13 protein-coding genes are annotated in these 16,349 nt (G+C 71.1%); 4 read left to right on the top strand and 9 right to left on the bottom strand.

Going from position 1 to position 16,349, the window contains the following annotated elements:
• Position 1: 1 nt before the first annotated feature.
• The 3 genes from alaS to K9S39_RS35535 are packed head-to-tail and all read right to left on the bottom strand — an operon-like array spanning position 2 to position 3,533.
• A complete protein-coding gene (gene alaS, locus K9S39_RS35545; RefSeq protein WP_248867445.1) occupies positions 2–2,671 on the bottom strand; it encodes an alanine--tRNA ligase in 2,670 nt (889 codons plus the stop codon).
• Positions 2,671–3,090, bottom strand: a complete 420-nt coding sequence (locus K9S39_RS35540; RefSeq protein WP_248867444.1) for a DUF6167 family protein — start codon at positions 3,088–3,090, stop codon at positions 2,671–2,673. The genes alaS and K9S39_RS35540 overlap by 1 nt, the downstream gene beginning before the upstream one ends.
• Before the next feature lie 8 nt (positions 3,091–3,098).
• A complete protein-coding gene (locus K9S39_RS35535; RefSeq protein WP_248867443.1) occupies positions 3,099–3,533 on the bottom strand; it encodes a DUF948 domain-containing protein in 435 nt (144 codons plus the stop codon).
• A 348-nt stretch (positions 3,534–3,881) separates the two neighbouring features.
• Here K9S39_RS35535 and K9S39_RS35530 point away from each other — a divergent pair, with 348 nt between their 5' ends.
• On the top strand, positions 3,882–4,550 hold the full coding sequence (locus K9S39_RS35530) for a hypothetical protein (protein WP_319949602.1): 669 nt from the start codon (positions 3,882–3,884) through the stop codon (positions 4,548–4,550).
• 200 nt (positions 4,551–4,750) lie between these two features.
• Here K9S39_RS35530 and rpsD read toward each other — a convergent pair whose 3' ends face one another.
• Positions 4,751–5,362, bottom strand: a complete 612-nt coding sequence (gene rpsD, locus K9S39_RS35525) for a 30S ribosomal protein S4 (protein WP_248867442.1) — start codon at positions 5,360–5,362, stop codon at positions 4,751–4,753.
• 182 nt (positions 5,363–5,544) lie between these two features.
• Between rpsD and K9S39_RS35520 the strand changes: the two genes are divergently transcribed.
• Positions 5,545–6,297, top strand: coding sequence for a DUF2470 domain-containing protein (locus K9S39_RS35520; RefSeq protein WP_248869104.1), 753 nt, complete (start codon positions 5,545–5,547; stop codon positions 6,295–6,297).
• 286 nt (positions 6,298–6,583) lie between these two features.
• On the opposite strand, the gene K9S39_RS35515 is transcribed toward K9S39_RS35520, so the two are convergent.
• The 4 genes from K9S39_RS35515 to K9S39_RS35500 form a co-directional block, all read right to left on the bottom strand.
• A complete protein-coding gene (locus K9S39_RS35515) occupies positions 6,584–7,954 on the bottom strand; it encodes a replication-associated recombination protein A (protein ID WP_248869103.1) in 1,371 nt (456 codons plus the stop codon).
• A gap of 96 nt (positions 7,955–8,050) precedes the next feature.
• Positions 8,051–8,701: a vitamin K epoxide reductase family protein gene (locus K9S39_RS35510; RefSeq protein WP_248867441.1), complete on the bottom strand. Its 651-nt coding sequence runs from the start codon at positions 8,699–8,701 to the stop codon at positions 8,051–8,053.
• A gap of 174 nt (positions 8,702–8,875) precedes the next feature.
• The gene (gene hisS, locus K9S39_RS35505; protein WP_248867440.1) at positions 8,876–10,138 is read right to left on the bottom strand and encodes a histidine--tRNA ligase; all 1,263 of its coding nucleotides are present in this window, start codon (positions 10,136–10,138) and stop codon (positions 8,876–8,878) included.
• A gap of 11 nt (positions 10,139–10,149) precedes the next feature.
• Complete coding sequence (locus K9S39_RS35500) at positions 10,150–10,863, bottom strand: MBL fold metallo-hydrolase (RefSeq protein WP_248867439.1); 714 nt, start codon at positions 10,861–10,863, stop codon at positions 10,150–10,152.
• A 197-nt stretch (positions 10,864–11,060) separates the two neighbouring features.
• On the opposite strand from K9S39_RS35500, the gene K9S39_RS35495 reads away from it, so the two are divergent.
• Together K9S39_RS35495 and K9S39_RS35490 are read left to right on the top strand one after the other, a co-directional pair.
• Positions 11,061–11,888 (top strand): peptidylprolyl isomerase, encoded by an 828-nt coding sequence (locus K9S39_RS35495; RefSeq protein WP_248867438.1) that lies wholly within the window; start codon positions 11,061–11,063, stop codon positions 11,886–11,888.
• Positions 11,889–12,137: 249 nt separating this feature from the next.
• Complete coding sequence (locus K9S39_RS35490; protein WP_248867437.1) at positions 12,138–13,367, top strand: DUF349 domain-containing protein; 1,230 nt, start codon at positions 12,138–12,140, stop codon at positions 13,365–13,367.
• A 170-nt stretch (positions 13,368–13,537) separates the two neighbouring features.
• Here K9S39_RS35490 and K9S39_RS35485 read toward each other — a convergent pair whose 3' ends face one another.
• Positions 13,538–16,246 carry a RelA/SpoT family protein gene (locus tag K9S39_RS35485; protein WP_248867435.1) on the bottom strand — a complete coding sequence of 903 codons (2,709 nt, stop codon included), beginning with the start codon at positions 16,244–16,246 and terminating at the stop codon, positions 13,538–13,540.
• Between the last annotated feature and the right edge of the window lie 103 nt (positions 16,247–16,349).

The raw sequence follows: 16,349 nt of genomic DNA, 5'->3' as shown, positions 1-16,349 counted from the left end.
TTCAGGCCACCTCGGCGACGAGCCGCTCGACGGCCTCGATGGCCTCCGGCACCGCATCGGCCTTCTGGCCGCCGCCCTGGGCGACGTCCGACTTGCCGCCGCCGCCTCCGCCGAGCGTCTTGGCGGCTGTACGGACCAGTTCGCCGGCCTTGATGCCGCGCTCGCGGGCGGCCTCGTTGGTGGCGATGACGGTCACCGGGCGGCCGTTGGCGACGGAGAAGAGCGCCACCACGGCGGGGCGGCCGCCCTGGATCCGGCCGCGGACGTCGAGGACCAGCTTGCGCAGATCGTCGGCGGAGGTGCCGTCCGGGACCTGGCCGGCGGCCAGGGCCACGCCCCGCACGTCCTTGGCTTCCGCGGCCAGCCCGGCGGCGGCCTGCAGCACCTTCTCGGCGCGGTACTTCTCGATCTCCTTCTCGGCGTCCTTGAGCTTGGCCAGGACCCCGGAGATCTTCTCGGGCAGCTCGTCCGGGCGGCCCTTGACCAGCTCGGTGAGCTGCGAGACGACGGTGTGCTCACGGGCCAGGAATCGGTAGGCGTCGACGCCGACCAGGGCCTCGACGCGGCGGACGCCGGAGCCGATGGAGGACTCGCCGAGCAGCTTCACCAGGCCCAGCTGGGCGGTGTTGTGGACGTGCGTACCGCCGCACAGCTCCTTGGAGAAGTCGCCGATGGTGACCACGCGCACCCGGTCGCCGTACTTCTCGCCGAACTCGGCGATGGCGCCCTGCTTCTTGGCCTGGTCCATGCTCATGACCTCGGCGTGTACGTCGAGCTCGCGGGCGAGCACCTCGTTGATCTTCTGCTCGACGTCGGTGAGGACCGTACCGGGCACCGCGGTCGGCGAGCCGAAGTCGAAGCGGAAGCGGCCCGGGGAGTTCTCCGAACCGGCCTGGGCGGCCGTCGGGCCGAGGGCGTCGCGCAGCGCCTGGTGTGTGAGGTGGGTGGCGCTGTGGGCGCGGGCGATGGCCCGGCGGCGGGTGACGTCGATGGCGGCATGGGCGCCGGCGCCGAGCACCACCTCACCGACCTGGACGACGCCCTTGTGCACCGTGACGCCGGGCACCGGCTGCTGCACGTCGCGGACCTCGACGACGGCGCCGGAGTCCAGCTTGATCCGGCCGGTGTCGGCGAGCTGGCCACCGCCCTCGGCGTAGAAGGGGGTGCGGTCCAGGACCAGCTCGATCTCGTCGCCCTCGTGGGCGGCGGGGGCCGGGACGCCGCCCACCAGCAGGCCGACGACGCTGGACTCGCCCTCCGTGGCGCGGTAACCGGTGAATTCCGTGGCGCCGGACTTGTCGGCGACCTCGCGGTAGGCGGACAGGTCGGCGTGGCCGCTCTTCTTGGCCTGGGCGTCGGCCTTGGCGCGCTCCCGCTGCTCCTTCATCAGCCGCCGGAAGCCGTCCTCGTCCACCGAAAGGCCCTGCTCGGCGGCCATTTCGAGGGTGAGGTCGATGGGGAAGCCCCAGGTGTCGTGGAGCAGGAACGCCTTGTCGCCGGCCAGGACGGTGCCGCCGGCGGCCTTGGTGTCCGTGACGGCGGCGTCGAGGATGTTGGTGCCGGCCTTGAGCGTCTTGACGAAGGCGGCCTCCTCGGCGAGGGCGACCGTCTCGATGCGCCGGCGGTCCTCCAGCAGCTCCGGGTACTGCTGGCCCATCGTCTTGATGACGACGTCCAGCAGCTCCCCGATGACCAGGCCGGTGGCGCCGAGCAGCCGCATATTGCGGATGGCGCGGCGCATGATGCGGCGCAGGACATAGCCGCGGCCCTCGTTGCCGGGGGTGACGCCGTCGCCGACGAGCATCGTCGCGGTGCGGATGTGGTCGGCGACGACGCGCAGCGAGACATCGGTGGCGTCCGAGGCGCCGTAGCGGACGCCGGACAGCTCGGTGGCCTTGTCGATGACCACGCGCAGGGTGTCCGTCTCGTACATGTTCGGGACGTCCTGCAGGATCATCGCCAGGCGCTCGAGACCGAGGCCGGTGTCGATGTTCTTGCTGGGCAGCTCGCCGAGGATCTCGAAGTCCTCCTTGCCGGTGCCCGCGCCGCGCTCGTACTGCATGAAGACCAGGTTCCAGATCTCCACGTACCGCTCGTCGTTGACGGCGGGGCCGCCCTCGACGCCGAAGGCCGGGCCACGGTCGTAGTTGATCTCGGAGCACGGGCCGCAGGGGCCCGGGACGCCCATGGACCAGTAGTTCTCCTTCTTGCCCAGGCGCTGGATGCGCTCCTTGGGCACCCCGACGACCTCGTGCCAGATCCGCTCGGCCTCGTCGTCGTCGAGATAGACGGTGATCCAGAGCTTCTCCGGGTCCAGGCCGTAGCCGCCGTCGGCCTGGGGCGCGGTCAGCAGCTCCCAGGCGTAGGTGATGGCACCTTCCTTGAAGTAGTCGCCGAAGGAGAAGTTGCCGCACATCTGGAAGAACGTGCCGTGCCGGGTGGTCTTGCCGACCTCTTCGATATCCGGGGTACGGACGCACTTCTGGACGCTGGTGGCGCGCGCGGCGGGCGGCTTGACCTCACCGAGGAAGTACGGCTTGAAGGGGACCATGCCCGCGTTGACGAGCAGCAGCGTCGGGTCGTCCGCGATGAGCGACGCCGACGGCACGACGGTGTGCCCACGCTCCTCGAAGAAGCGCAGCCAGCGGCGGCGGATTTCAGCCGACTCCATCAGTGGTCCTCATTTCCAGTCGGTCCGGTCAGCCCGGTCGGTCCGGTCAGCCCGGTCGGTCCGGTCAGCCCGGTCGGTCCGGGAGTTCTCGTGGTTCTCGGTGGTGTTTCGAGCGCCGTGGGGGTCCGCGGCGCGGGCAGCTCGGGCACCTCGCCCTCCCCCACGCTCGACTCCGCGCGCGCGGGGGGACCCCCATCGCCGAGGCCGAGGGCGTCGTGCAGCTGCTCTTCACGGTCCGCCATTCCCGTGCGTACGTCCAATGCAAATTGACGCAGCCGGTGTCCGGCCTCGACGGCCTTGTCCGCGGCCTGCGCGGCGAGGCTGTCGGGCTGCAGCTTGCGCAGCTTGCGGTGGACCTTGTTGGTGGCCCACACCCCGGCGGCGGCGCCGGTGGTGAACCAGAATGCGCGGCGGAACATCGCTGTGATCAGTCCTTGGAGCGACGGTTGCGGCGCCCGCCGCGGCGAGCGCCGGGCAGGGTTCGGCCGACGACGACGGTGCGCTTCGGCTCGGGTGCGCCCTTCTTGCCGATCGCGCGGCGCACGCCGTAGCCGAAGGCCGCGACCTTGACCAGCGGTCCGCCGAACGCGGAGGAGACGGTCGAGGAGAGCGCGGAGGCGTTGGCGGTGACCTCCTGGACGTCGGCTGCGATGGCGTCGACGCGGGCCAGCTGGGTGTGCGCGGAGCGGACGGTGGCGGACGCGTCGGCGAGGAGCGGAACGGCCTGGTCGGACACCTCGGCCACCATCTTGGTGGTCGCCTTGAGCGTCTGCGCGAGCCTCACCAGTACGAGGGCGAGGAACGACACGAGGATCGCCCAGAAGACGGCCACGAGGATCCCGGCCACCTCTCCACCGGACACGCTGGCACCACTCTCCGACTGGTTGGGGCTGGTCTCGGCCCGCTCGACTGTCCCGCTCGAACGGCACCCTTGACCTTATCGCGCCGTGACTGTCCGTCCGTACCCCGTTCCCCGGCCCCGCGCGAGGAGGCGGGCGGACGGCGCCGCGGTGATTGTACGGTCCGCACACCGCCGAGTACTTTCCGTGCCCCATGCGACGCATGACGCGCCCCGATCCGCCGCCCCGCCCCTCTTCTCTTCCGCGCGGCCGCGGGCACGGGGAATCTGCCCGCGGAGCTCAACCGGTTCATCGGCCGCGACGACGAACTGGCCGCGCCGGCACGACAGCTGGCGGCCGACCGGCTGGTGATGCTCACCGGACTCGGCGGCGTCGGCAAGTCCCGGCTCGCGCTGCGCGGCGCCACGATCTTGCAGGATCGCTTCTCCGATGGGGTGTGGTTGGTCGAACCGTCCGCGCTGCGCGACCCCGAGGTCCTGGAGCACGCCTTCGTCGAGGCGCTGGCACTGACCGATCAGACCGTCCGGCCGCCCCGCTCCACAACGGCGCGAGCATCTCGCCGCACGCGAACTCCTGCTCGTCGTGGACGGCTACGAGCATCTGGTGGACGCGTGCGCCGAGCTGATCGCGGAGCTGCTGCGCCGGGTGCCGGGGCTGCGAGTGCCGGCCGCGGGCCGGCGGCCGCTGGAGCTCCCGGGTGGGCGGAGTCCGCCGCTGCGCCCGATGAGCTGTGCACGCCCCAGGAGCGGCTGCTGTGGGCGCGGCCGGCGGTCCTCGCCGGACAGTTCGACCCGGAGGCGGCCGAATACGCCTGCTCGGGACCGGAGCTGCGGGCCGCCGAACTCGCCGATGTCGTCGCCGAGTTGGTCGTCCAGTCGCTGCTGGTCCGGGAGGAGACCCCGGCCGGGGCGCTCCCCCGAGCTTCTCGGCTCCGCTCGAACAGGGGACCCCCATCCCGCTACGAGGGGATCGGCGCGCTCAACAGCAGTGTGCTGATGGGGCAGTCGAGCTGGTGCTGACGGCGGCCTTCCAGGGCGAGCCGGCGAGCGGGGGGCGGCTGTGCGAGGACGTCCGGCGTGTGCGCGAGGACACCACGGTGAGCGGTGGGGCCGGCGAACGCACCGTTCGTGCCGGCTCGGCACGAACGAACCCGCCGGCTCCCCGTCCGCGGGCGGAGGGGAGACGGCGGGCTGAGCGTGTACTGCGCCTGCTGTGGTGCTCAGCGGGCGTAGTACTCGACGACGAGCTGCTCGTCGCAGATCACCGGGATCTCCTTGCGGTTCGGGTCCCGGTCGAGGCGGAACGCCAGAGCCTGCAGGTTGACCTCCAGGTAGCGGGGGGTCTCGCCGTCGGGGGCGTAGCCACCCTCGCGCGCGACCTGGAAGGGGTGCTTCTCGCGGCTGCGCTCGCGGACCATCACGACGTCGCCGGGGCGGACGCGGAAGGACGGCTTGTCGACCTTGCGGTCGTTGACCGCGATGTGGCCGTGGACGACCATCTGGCGGGCCTGGTAGATGGTGCGGGCGATACCCGCACGCAGGACGAGCGCGTCCAGACGGCGCTCAAGCTCGACGATCAGGGCTTCGCCCGTCTTGCCTTCGACCTTCCGAGCGCGGTCGTAGGCACGCGCCATCTGGCGCTCGCTGATGTCGTACTGCGCGCGCAGACGCTGCTTCTCCAGCAGACGGACCTTGTAGTCACTGTTCTGCTTGCGGCCACGGCCGTGCTCGCCGGGCGGGTAGGGACGGGCCTCGAAGTACTTGACGGCCTTGGGGGTCAGCGCGATGCCGAGCGCGCGCGACTTCTTGACCTTGGGACGCGACTGGTTCACGTGGAACGTTCCTCCATGTAAGTTAGGTGAGGCTTACCTTAGCGCGAGGAGAACGCATGTTTCGACCTGGGATCCCCCTGCCCAGTACCCAGAGCACCGAGGCGGGTCAGCCGCGTCCCGTGGAAAACGCCCAGCAGCCCACGGCCGCTGAGCGCGTACGCACCCTCGTCGAGTCCCATGGTATGGCGTCCCTGAGCATCCCCGGCGTCGAGGACCTCGACGAGACCGGCCTCTCGGCGCCCGTCTGCCGGACGGTGACACCCGAGGGAGACGTGCTATTGCTGGTCCCTGGGGCCTCGGCGGCGGCGCGGGCCGCCGCACACGCCCAGGACGACGACCTCGCCGCCGTGATGGAGATCACGGATGTGGCGCCGGTTTCGGTGCCCCATCGGATCCGCGGACGGGCCTGGGTGGCCGGCTGGCTGACCCCGGTGCGCAATGAGCAGCGCGCCGAGGCCGCGATGCTGCTCGCGGAGCGGCATCCCGTCGGCGAGCTGCTCGGCATCGGGGAGGCACTGCATCCGGAACCGGCGCCGGGGCAGTACGGGCGGGCCGCCTGGATGATGCTGCGCCTGGAGGTCGGCGAGGGCGCGGTGGACGACCTCTGGGGCGCCGATTCCGTGGAGCCGGACGAGTTCGCCGCCGCGGAGCCCGATCCACTGGTGGCCCACGAAGCGGAGCTGCTGCAGCATCTGCACGCGGCGCACGACGACCAGGTGCGCGGGCTGTGCACGCTGCTGGGCGACCGTGCGCCGGTCTGCGGAGCGCGCGGCCGGGCGGTGCCGGTGAGCCTGGACCGCTTCGGACTGCGGGTCCGCTTCACCGACGCCGAGCAGCGGTCCTTCGACGCGCGGTTCGACTTCCCGCAGCCGGTGCGGGACGTGGCCGAGCTGCGCCGCGCGATGCATGTGCTCTTCGAGGCGGCGATGGAGTAGGGCGGGGGGGGGAAGGCGGCGATGAGTGCGCGGGTGACCGCCCGAGCGGCTGCCGTACCGTTTCGGCGCCCGCTTTCCCCATGGGGGAACGGAAGTCCCCTGCTCAGCACAGTAGCGGGTGGCACTGACAATCCCGCCGGGCCGAATCGGGTCGAAGGACCGCTGCTCGGCGTCGTCACTGACGACCCGGCCGGGCCGCCCCTGAGAATCCGGGCCCGGCCCACTCCCCGGTGGCTCACGCCCGGCGCCCCGCCTACTCGCCAACGGCCCCGCCCGAGGCGCCCGCCTACTCGGCCGCCGCCTCGCCCGACGCCCCCCGCAGCCGGGCCCGGACCCGCTCCGCGACATCGGCGTAGCGCGCCTCGGCGCCGTGCCGCGTCGGTGTGTAATACCGCCTGCCGTGCACCTCGTCCGGGGCGTACTGCTGGGCCGCGATACCGCCCGGCAGGTCGTGCGGGTACTGGTACCCCTGGCCGTGGCCGAGCTGCTGGGCGCCCTTGTAGTGGCTGTCGCGCAGATGGGACGGGACGGCACCGGCCCGGCCGGCGCGGACGTCCGCCAGCGCGGCGTCGACGGCCAGATACACGGCGTTCGACTTGGGTGCCAGGGCGAGCGCGATGGTGGCCTGGCTCAGCGTGATCCGGGCCTCCGGGAATCCGATCATCGCCACCGCCTGCGCGGCCGCGACCGCGGTCTGCAGCGCGGACGGATCGGCCAGGCCGATGTCCTCGCTCGCCGAGATCATCAGCCGACGGGCGATGAACCGCGGGTCCTCCCCCGCCTCGATCATCCGCGCCAGATAGTGCAGCGCGGCATCGACGTCGGAACCGCGGATGGACTTGATCAGGGCGCTGGCGACGTCGTAGTGCTGGTCGCCGTCCCGATCGTACTTCACCGCCGCGCGGTCGACGGACTCCTCCAGCGTCTGCAGCGTGACCTCCGCCTCGCCCTTGGCCATCGCGGAGCCGGCGCCCGCCTCCAGGGCCGTCAGCGCGCGCCGGGCATCGCCGCCCGCGATGCGCAGCAGATGCGCCTCGGTGTCCTCGGGGAGGGTGACCGCGCCCGCGAGCCCCCGCGCGTCCGTCAGCGCGCGGCGCAGCAGACCGCGCAGATCGTCGTCGGTGAGCGGTTCCAGGGTCAGCAGGAGGGAGCGGGAGAGCAGGGGGGAGATCACCGAGAAGTACGGGTTCTCGGTCGTCGCGGCGATCAGCGTCACCCAGCGGTTCTCGACGGCGGGCAGCAGGGAGTCCTGCTGGGCCTTGCTGAAGCGGTGGATCTCGTCGAGGAAGAGGACGGTCTCCTTGCCGAAGCCGCCCGAGGCACGCCGGGCGCCGTCGATGACCGCCCGGACCTCCTTGACGCCCGCGGTGATCGCCGAGAGCTCCACGAAGCGCTTGTTCGTGGCCTGGCTGACCACATAGGCGAGCGTCGTCTTGCCGATGCCCGGCGGCCCCCACAGGAAGACCGAGGACGGCCCCGCCGGGCCGCCGCCGCCCTCGCCCACAAGGCGGCGCAGCGGCGAGCCCGGCTTGAGCAGATGCTGTTGCCCGACGACTTCGTCGAGGGTGCGCGGACGCATCCGCACGGCGAGCGGAGACCCCGCGGGGTCCTTCTCTTGACGGTCTTCGGCGGCGGCGGTGAACAGGTCGGGCTCCACGCTCATGAGCCTATGTCACCCCACTGACAACGCCCCCGGCCACCGTGGTGACCAGGGGCGAGGGGCGCCGGAAGTCCGGATCTGGACCAGCGTGCTCTAGATCAGCGTGCTCCAGTACGACCACCACTTGGTGAGGATCAGCAGTCCGATCACGCCGTACCAGAGCACCGGCACGACCCAGTGGAACTCCACCAGGGCCGACCGCAGGCCCGCGGGGGCCGGGATGATGCCGTGCTTGATGTTGTGCACCGTGGTGTACCAGAACATCAGGATGGTGACGAGCCAGGTCAGCGTGCACCACAGGCACAGCGAGTTGATGACGTACAGCGACTGCGCCATCAGCCACATGCAGAAGACCGCGCCGAGCAGCGTGCCGATGTTCAGGCCGATCCAGTACCAGCGGCGGAAGCGGGCACCGGCCAGCAGGGCCATGCCGATCGCGATGACCACACCGAAGCCGACCAGCCCGGCCATCGGGTTCGGGAAGCCGAAGACCTCCGCCTGCTCGCTCTGCATGATGTCGGTGCAGGAGATGATCGGGTTGAGGCTGCAGGCCGGTTTGAAATTCGGGTCCTTCAGCAGCTCGAACTTGTCCAGCGTGATGATCCAGGCCGCCAGGATGCCCAGCGCGCCGGTGATCACCAGCAGCAGGGCGAAGCCGCGACCCGCGCCGATGGTGCCCGGGTCGCTCGCGTGACCGTCGTGATCGTCGTCGGTGGACACGTCATCAACCGCTGTCGTCGTCATATCGCCGTTCCGTCGGTCGCCGGGAAGATGAGGGCGGGCGGACCCGCAGGACCGCGGGCGCGCCCTTCATTGTGCCCCAACTCCACGACGGCCCACCGTTCGATACGCGTAAAGCCGGAGGGATCCGCGGGCCGGGGATTGACGCGAGGGCCCGGACGGTCACTTCCCGGGCCCTCAGCCCAACCTGCGCCGGACCTCCTCGACCGCGGCGTCCAGCGCGACGGGGGTCTGCTCACCGCTCTCCAGGTCCTTGACCTGCACCACGCCCTCGGCCAGATCCCGCTCGCCGGCCACCAGCGCCAGCCGCGCGCCGGAGCGGTTGGCCGACTTCATGGCGTTCTTCAGGCCCTTGCCGCCGTACGCGAAGTCGGTGGCGACACCGGCCTTGCGCAGCGCGGTGACCGTCCCGAAGAGCACCCGGCGGGCCTCCTCGCCCAGCGGGACGGCGTACACGGAGGTGGCGGCGGGGATGTCGAGCCTGATGCCCTCCGCCTCCAGCGCGAGCACCGTACGGTCCACTCCCAGCGCCCAGCCGACGGACGGCAGTTCGGGGCCGCCGATCATCTCGGACAGGCCGTCGTAGCGACCGCCGCCGCCCACCGCGGACTGCGAGCCCAGACCGTCGTGGACGAACTCGAAGGTGGTGCGGGTGTAGTAGTCCAGGCCGCGCACCAGCTTCGGGTCGTCCTCGAAGGCCACGCCCGCCGCGGTCAGCAGCTCGCGCACCTGCTCGTGGTAGGCCTTGCACTCCTCGCACAGGTAGTCGCGGAGCATGGGCGCCCCGACGAGCCGCTCCTGCACCGACTCGCGCTTGTCGTCCAGGACGCGCAGCGGGTTGATCTCGATCCGGCGGCGGGTGTCCTCGTCCAGCTCCAGCCCGCGCAGGAAGTCCTGCAGCGCGGCACGGTAGACGGGGCGGCACACCTTGTCGCCGAGCGAGTTCAGCAGGATGCGGAAGTCGCTCAGCCCCAGCGAGCGGTACGCCTGGTCGGCCAGGATGATCAGCTCGGCGTCCAGCGCCGGGTCCTCCGCGCCGATCGCCTCGGCGCCGACCTGCGAGAAGTGGCGGTAACGGCCCTTCTGCGGGCGCTCGTAGCGGTAGTACGAGCCGGAGTACCAGAGCTTGACCGGCAGGTTGCCGCCCTTGTGGAGATTGGCCTCCATCGCCGCCCGCAGGACGGACGCGGTGCCCTCGGGGCGCAGCGCGAGCTGGTCGCCGCCCTTGGTCTCGAAGGCGTACATCTCCTTGGTCACGATGTCGGTGGACTCCCCGACGCCGCGCGCGAACAGCTCGACGTTCTCGAATCCGGGCGTCTCGATGTAGCCGTACCCGGAGTTCCGCAGCGGCGCGGCGATCGCCTCGCGCACCGCGAGATAGGTGGCGGAGTCCGGCGGGAGCAGGTCGTACGTGCCCTTGGGTGCCTTGAAGGTGGTCACGGAAAGTCTCGTCACATTCCTCGTCGTGGAGCGGCGGTCGTGCCGTCTCCGAGGCCGGCGGCCACCGCCCGCAGATAGGGATTGGTGGCGCGCTCGCGGCCGATGGTGGTCTGGGGGCCGTGGCCGGACAGGACCACGGTCGAGTCGTCCAGCGGGAGGCATACGCGCTCCAGCGACCGGAGGATCTCGGCGTGGTCGCCGCCCGGCAGGTCGGTGCGTCCGATGGAGCCGGCGAACAGCAGGTCGCCCGAGAAGAAGACCGGCGGAATGTCGGCCTGCTCGGGCATCCTGAACGTCACCGACCCCTTGGTATGGCCCGGGGCGTGCGCGACGGAGAACTCCATCCCGGCGAGTCGCAGAGCGCCGCCGTCGGTCAGCTCCTTGACGTCGTCCGGCTCCCCCACGGTCAGGTCGCCCATGAGCTGCTGCCCGATGGAGCGGCCGAGGGCCTTCTCCGGGTCGCTCATCATGAAACGGTCCTCGGGGTGGATCCAGGCCGGGACGTCATGCGCGCCGCACACCGGGACCACCGAGGCGACGTGGTCGATGTGGCCGTGGGTGAGGACGACCGCGACGGGCTTGAGCCGATGCTTTCTGATCGTGTCCTCGACTCCCTGGGCCGCTTGGTGGCCCGGGTCGATGATCACGCACTCCTCACCGGCGGCGGGGGCGACCAGATAGCAGTTGGTCCCCCAGGCCCCGGCGGGGAACCCGGCAATCAGCACGTTCGTCCTTAAAGGTCGGGGAGAGCGGAAAGTCGGTGGGACCGGCCCGTGGGCCGCTCCCGGAACATCTCAGCAGCTCCAGAGCCTACCGGCGGGACTCCCACCGGGGCGAACCCGTATACGGTACGGCCACGGCAGACCAGAGCGATCGATGGCCAGGCGCTTCGATGCCCCTGGCCAGGACAGGGAGACGACCGGTGGTCAGCAGCGATCAGCGGCGGCGGCAGCTCGCCCGGGAGAAGTTCGAGCGCCAGCAGCAGCGCCGGGTGGCGGCCCGGCGCAAGGCCAAACGCCGCAACGTGATCATCGCGTCGGTGCTGGCCGTCGGGCTGGCCGCCGGCGCCGCCGCGTACGCCACGGCCGGCCTGGCCGGCGACGGCCGGGACGACCAGACCGCGGCGGCCCCCACGCCGACCAAGGTGCCGGACCCGTGCGCCAAGCCGGCCAAGGGCTCCCCGTCCAAGGAGACCTGGAAGAAGGAGCCGGCGATGACCATCGACACCTCCGCCTCCTACACCGCGAAGCTGGAGACGACCTGCGGGGAGATCGAGCTGAAGCTGGACGCCGCCAAGGCGCCGCACACCGTGAACTCCTTCGCCTTCCTCGCAGGCAAGCGGTATCTCGACCACAGCAAGTGCCACCGCCTGGTCGACCAGGACATCTTCGTACTGCAGTGCGGCGACCCGTCCGGCACCGGCCGGGGCACGCCCGGCTACACCATTCCGGACGAGAACCTCAAGGACCCGCGGCTGAAGGGCAACGTCTATCCGGCGGGCACAGTCGCCATGGCCAACCGCTACGACGGGCGGGACGAGAAGACCCGCGATTCCGGCGGCAGCCAGTTCTTCCTCGTCTACCAGGACAGCCAACTGCCCCCGAACTACACGCCGTTCGGGACGATCACGGGCGGCATGGACGTCCTGAAGAAGATCGCCGAGGCGGGTTCGAGGCTCGACCAGGCGACCGGCAACACCGCGCCGAACGCCACCGTCGTCATCGACCGGGCGACGGTCCGGAAGTCCTGACCGCCGTCCCGCCCGGCGGACGGCGGCCGCCGTCCCGTATCCGAACCGCCGAATTTCGGTCGTGACGGATGCGGACAGCCGACCGCCGGTCGCCTAGATTGGCGTTGGGTAGGGTGCCTGCTCCGACGGCAGCACCCGCATCCGCAAGACAGCCCGTCGGACCGGCCAGGGCGCGGCCCTGCCGGACAGAAACTGTGGACGATGCCGGGGGGCCGCACGCCCCGGTCGGCATCATGTGGAGGAGGCGCTGTGAGCAGCGACCCATGGGGCCGCGTCGACGAGACGGGGACCGTGTACGTGCGTACCGCCGATGGCGAGAAGGTCGTCGGATCGTGGCAGGCGGGATCCCCCGAGGAGGCCCTCGCCTACTTCGAGCGCAAGTATGAGGGCCTGGTCGTAGAGATCGGCCTCCTCGAACGACGGGTCAAGACCACCGACCTGTCGGCGAAGGACGCCATGACCGCGATCGACCATCTGCGCCGCCAGGTGGACGAGCACCACGCGGTGGGTGACCTGGACGCGCTGACGAAGCGGCTGGACGCCCTGGTCGGCACCGTCGAGGCGCGCCGCGAGGAACGCAAGGCGCAAAAGGCCCGACAGGCCGACGAGGCCCGGCAGGCCAAGGAGAAGCTGGTCGCCGAGGCCGAGGAACTGGCGGCCAGCGAGCAGTGGCGGGCGGCCGGCGAGCGGCTGCGTGCGCTGGTCGACACCTGGAAGAGCCTGCCGCGTCTGGACCGCAAGTCGGACGACGAGCTGTGGCACCGCTTCTCGCACGCCCGCTCGGCGTTCTCCAAGCGGCGCAAGGCGCACTTCGCGTCGCTGGACGCGCAGCGCGAGGAGTCCCGTAAGGCGAAGGAGAAGCTGGTCGCCGAGGCCGAGTCGCTGTCGCACTCGACGGACTGGGGGGCCACGGCCGCCCGCTACCGCGAGCTGATGGCGGAGTGGAAGGCCGCCGGGCGCGCGCAGCGCGAGCACGAGGACGACCTGTGGAACCGCTTCCGCGGCGCCCAGGACATCTTCTTCCAGGCGCGCAGCGAGGTGTTCGCGGAGCGCGACGCCGAGCAGCGGGAGAACCTCACCCGCAAGGAGGAGCTGGTCGCCGAGGCCGAGAAGCTGCTGCCCGTCTCGGACCTGAAGGCGGCGCGGGCCGCGCTCCGCTCGATCAACGAGCGGTGGGAGGCCATCGGCCATGTGCCGCGGGACGCCCGCCCGAAGATCGAGGGCCGGATGCACGCCGTCGAGCGCGCCATCCAGGACGCCGAGGAGACCGAGTGGCGGCGGACGAACCCCGAGGCGCGGGCGCGTGCCGCGGGGCTGACCGGCCAGCTGCAGGACGCCGTCGACAAGCTGCAGAAGCAGATCGACTCGGCACGGGCGGCCGGCAACAACGCCAAGGCCGACAAGCTGTCCCGTGAACTGGAGGGCCGCAAGGCGCTGCTGGACCAGGCGCTGAAGGGGCTGGAGGAGTTCGGGGGCTGACTTTTGCGGCTGAACCTCCCCACGCTTGAGGCGTGGGGGGACCCCCACGCTCTCGCGGAGGTGGTTGCTCGCCGCTGGGGTTCCTCCATCGATGGCTGAGGCACCCGGCACGAAGAGGGCCCCGGTACGGATTCCGGATTCCGTAGCGGGGCCCTCTTTTCGTACGCCCCTCAGGGCCTCCTGGCCGACGTGACCCGGTAGACGTCGTACACGCCCTCCACACCCCGTACCGCCTTCAGCACATGCCCCAGATGCTTCGGGTCGCCCATCTCGAAGGTGAAGCGTGAGGTGGCGACCCGGTCGCGGGAGGTCTGGACGGCCGCGGACAGGATGTTGACGTGCTGGTCGGAGAGCACCCGGGTGACGTCCGACAGCAGGCGGGAGCGGTCCAGCGCCTCGACCTGGATGGCGACCAGGAAGACCGAGGACTGGGTGGGCGCCCACTCGACCTCCAGGATCCGCTCCGGCTGCCGGGACAGCGAGTCGACGTTCACGCAGTCGGCGCGGTGCACCGATACGCCGCTGCCGCGGGTGACGAACCCGATGATGGGGTCGCCCGGCACCGGCGTACAGCAGCGGGCGAGCTTGACCCACACATCGTCGACGCCCTTGACGACGACGCCCGGGTCGGCGCTGGAGCGCCGCTTGGAGCGCGGCCGGATCGGCGTCGACTCGGCGATGTCCTCGGTGGCCTCGTCCTGGCCGCCGAGCGCCTGCACCAGCTTCTGGACGACGCCCTGCGCGGCGACATGGCCCTCGCCGATGGCCGCGTACAGGGAGGAGATGTCCGGGTAGCGCATCTCGTGCGCGAGGGTGACCAGGGAGTCGCCGGTCAGGATCCGCTGGATCGGCAGGTTCTGCTTGCGCATGGCGCGCGCGATGGCGTCCTTGCCCTGCTCGATGGCCTCGTCGCGGCGCTCCTTGGAGAACCAGCCGCGGATCTTGTTGCGGGCGCGCGGGGACTTGACGAAGCCCAGCCAGTCGCGGGACGGTCCCGCGCCGGGCGCCTTGGAGGTGAAGACCTCCACCAAGTCGCCGTTGTCCAGGGTCGATTCGAGCGGGACGAGCCGCCCGTTGACCCGCGCTCCTATCGTGCGGTGGCCGACCTCGGTGTGCACCGCGTAGGCGAAGTCCACGGGGGTGGCGCCGGCCGGCAGCGCTATCACATCGCCCTTCGGTGTGAAGACGAACACCTCGTTGCGGGAGAGGTCGAAGCGCAGCGATTCGAGGAACTCGCCCGGGTCCTCGGTCTCCTTCTGCCAGTCGAGCAGCTGCCGCAGCCAGGCCATGTCGTTGACGGTGTCCTGACCGCCCTTGCCCGCACCCTTGGGGACATCGGTCCGCACCTTGGAGGCACCGGCCACCGCCTCCTGCTTGTACTTCCAGTGCGCGGCGATGCCGTACTCCGCGCGGCGGTGCATGTCGAAGGTGCGGATCTGCAGCTCGACGGGCTTGCCCGCGGGCCCGATGACCGTCGTGTGCAGCGACTGGTACATGTTGAACTTGGGCATCGCGATGTAGTCCTTGAACCGGCCGGGGACCGGGTTCCATCGCGCGTGCACCGTGCCGAGAGCGGCGTAGCAGTCCCGGACGGTGTCGACCAGGACGCGGATGCCCACCAGGTCGTAGATCTCCGCGAAGTCCCGGCCGCGGACGATCATTTTCTGGTAGACGCTGTAGTAGTGCTTCGGTCGGCCGGTGACGGTGGCCTTGATGCGGGCGGCGCGCAGATCGGCCTGGACCTCGTCGGTCACTATGGCCAGATACTCGTCGCGCTTGGGCGCCCGCTCGGCGACGAGGCGGACGATCTCGTCGTACATCTTGGGGTAGAGGATCGCGAAGGCGAGGTCCTCCAGCTCCCACTTGATGGTGTTCATGCCCAGGCGGTGGGCCAGGGGCGCGTAGATCTCCAGGGTCTCGCGGGCCTTCTTCTCCTGCTTCTCCCGCTTGAGATAGCGCATGGTGCGCATGTTGTGCAGCCGGTCGGCGAGCTTGATGACCAGGACGCGCGGGTCCTTGGCCATCGCGACGACCATCTTGCGAACCGTTTCCGCCTGCGCGGCCTCGCCGAACTTGACCTTGTCGAGCTTGGTGACGCCGTCGACGAGGAGGGCCACCTGGTCGCCGAAGTCGCGGCGCAGGGTGTCCAGGCCGTACTCCGTGTCCTCGACGGTGTCGTGCAGCAGGCCCGCCATCAGGGTGGCCGGGTCCATGCCCAGCTCGGCGAGGATGGTGGTCACCGCGAGGGGGTGGGTGATGTACGGGTCGCCGCTCTTGCGCTTCTGGCCGCGGTGCCAGCGCTCGGCGACCTGGTAGGCGCGCTCGACCTGGCGCAGCGTGGCCGCCTCGATCTTGGGGTCATTGCTGCGGACGATCCGCAGCAGCGGTTCCAGGACCGGGTTGTACGGGCTGGAGCGCTGCACTCCGAGCCGGGCGAGGCGGGCCCGTACCCGGTTGGGCGAGCCGGAGCGGCCGACGGGGGCGGGCGGCAGGGGCTTGGGGGCCGCGACGCCGGGCGGGTCGGCGGGCGGGGCGCCGGACGGGTCGGCTTTGGCCGGGGCGGGTCCCTGCTTCGACGCGGCCGGGGGCTTGGCGCCCGGCTTGGGCTTGGCGCCCGGCTTGGGCTTGGTGCCCGGCTTGACGCCCGGTTTGGGGGCCGTGTCGGGGGCCGGAGCGGAGCCGTTCACGCCGGGCGGGGACGCGGCGGCGGACCGGCCGGCCGCCGGGCCGGACCGGGCGGTGCCGTTGGGCGCGCTCTGCCGCTCGGGCTTCGGCGCGTCCGCGGAAGCCGCGTTCTCGGGCTTCGGCTCGTCCGGGCGTGCGGCGGTGGAACCCGCCGGACGCAGTCCGGGGGAGAGCGGCTGGGCCTCGTCTGGCAAGAGCACTCCTCAAGCGGTTCCGGACCCCTGGACCACTAACAGGCCGGGGTGCCATGGTATCGACCCCCGCGTCCGGACTCTTCCGCGGCCATCGGTCCATACA

This window comes from Streptomyces halobius (assembly GCF_023277745.1).
Lineage (GTDB): Bacteria > Actinomycetota > Actinomycetes > Streptomycetales > Streptomycetaceae > Streptomyces > Streptomyces halobius.
Note: the sequence above shows the minus strand (reverse complement) of the source record. Positions and strands in the feature narration are given on the sequence as shown.

What these genes read in the sequence shown, in the direction of transcription:
- alaS (WP_248867445.1), bottom strand. Translation starts at nt 2,671, where the DNA reads ATGGAGTCGGCTGAAATCCGCCGCCGCTGGCTGCGCTTCTTCGAGGAG.
- K9S39_RS35540 (WP_248867444.1), bottom strand. Translation starts at nt 3,090, where the DNA reads ATGTTCCGCCGCGCATTCTGGTTCACCACCGGCGCCGCCGCCGGGGTG.
- K9S39_RS35530 (WP_319949602.1), top strand. Translation starts at nt 3,882, where the DNA reads ATGCTCACCGGACTCGGCGGCGTCGGCAAGTCCCGGCTCGCGCTGCGC.
- K9S39_RS35520 (WP_248869104.1), top strand. Translation starts at nt 5,545, where the DNA reads ATGGCGTCCCTGAGCATCCCCGGCGTCGAGGACCTCGACGAGACCGGC.
- K9S39_RS35510 (WP_248867441.1), bottom strand. Translation starts at nt 8,701, where the DNA reads ATGACGACGACAGCGGTTGATGACGTGTCCACCGACGACGATCACGAC.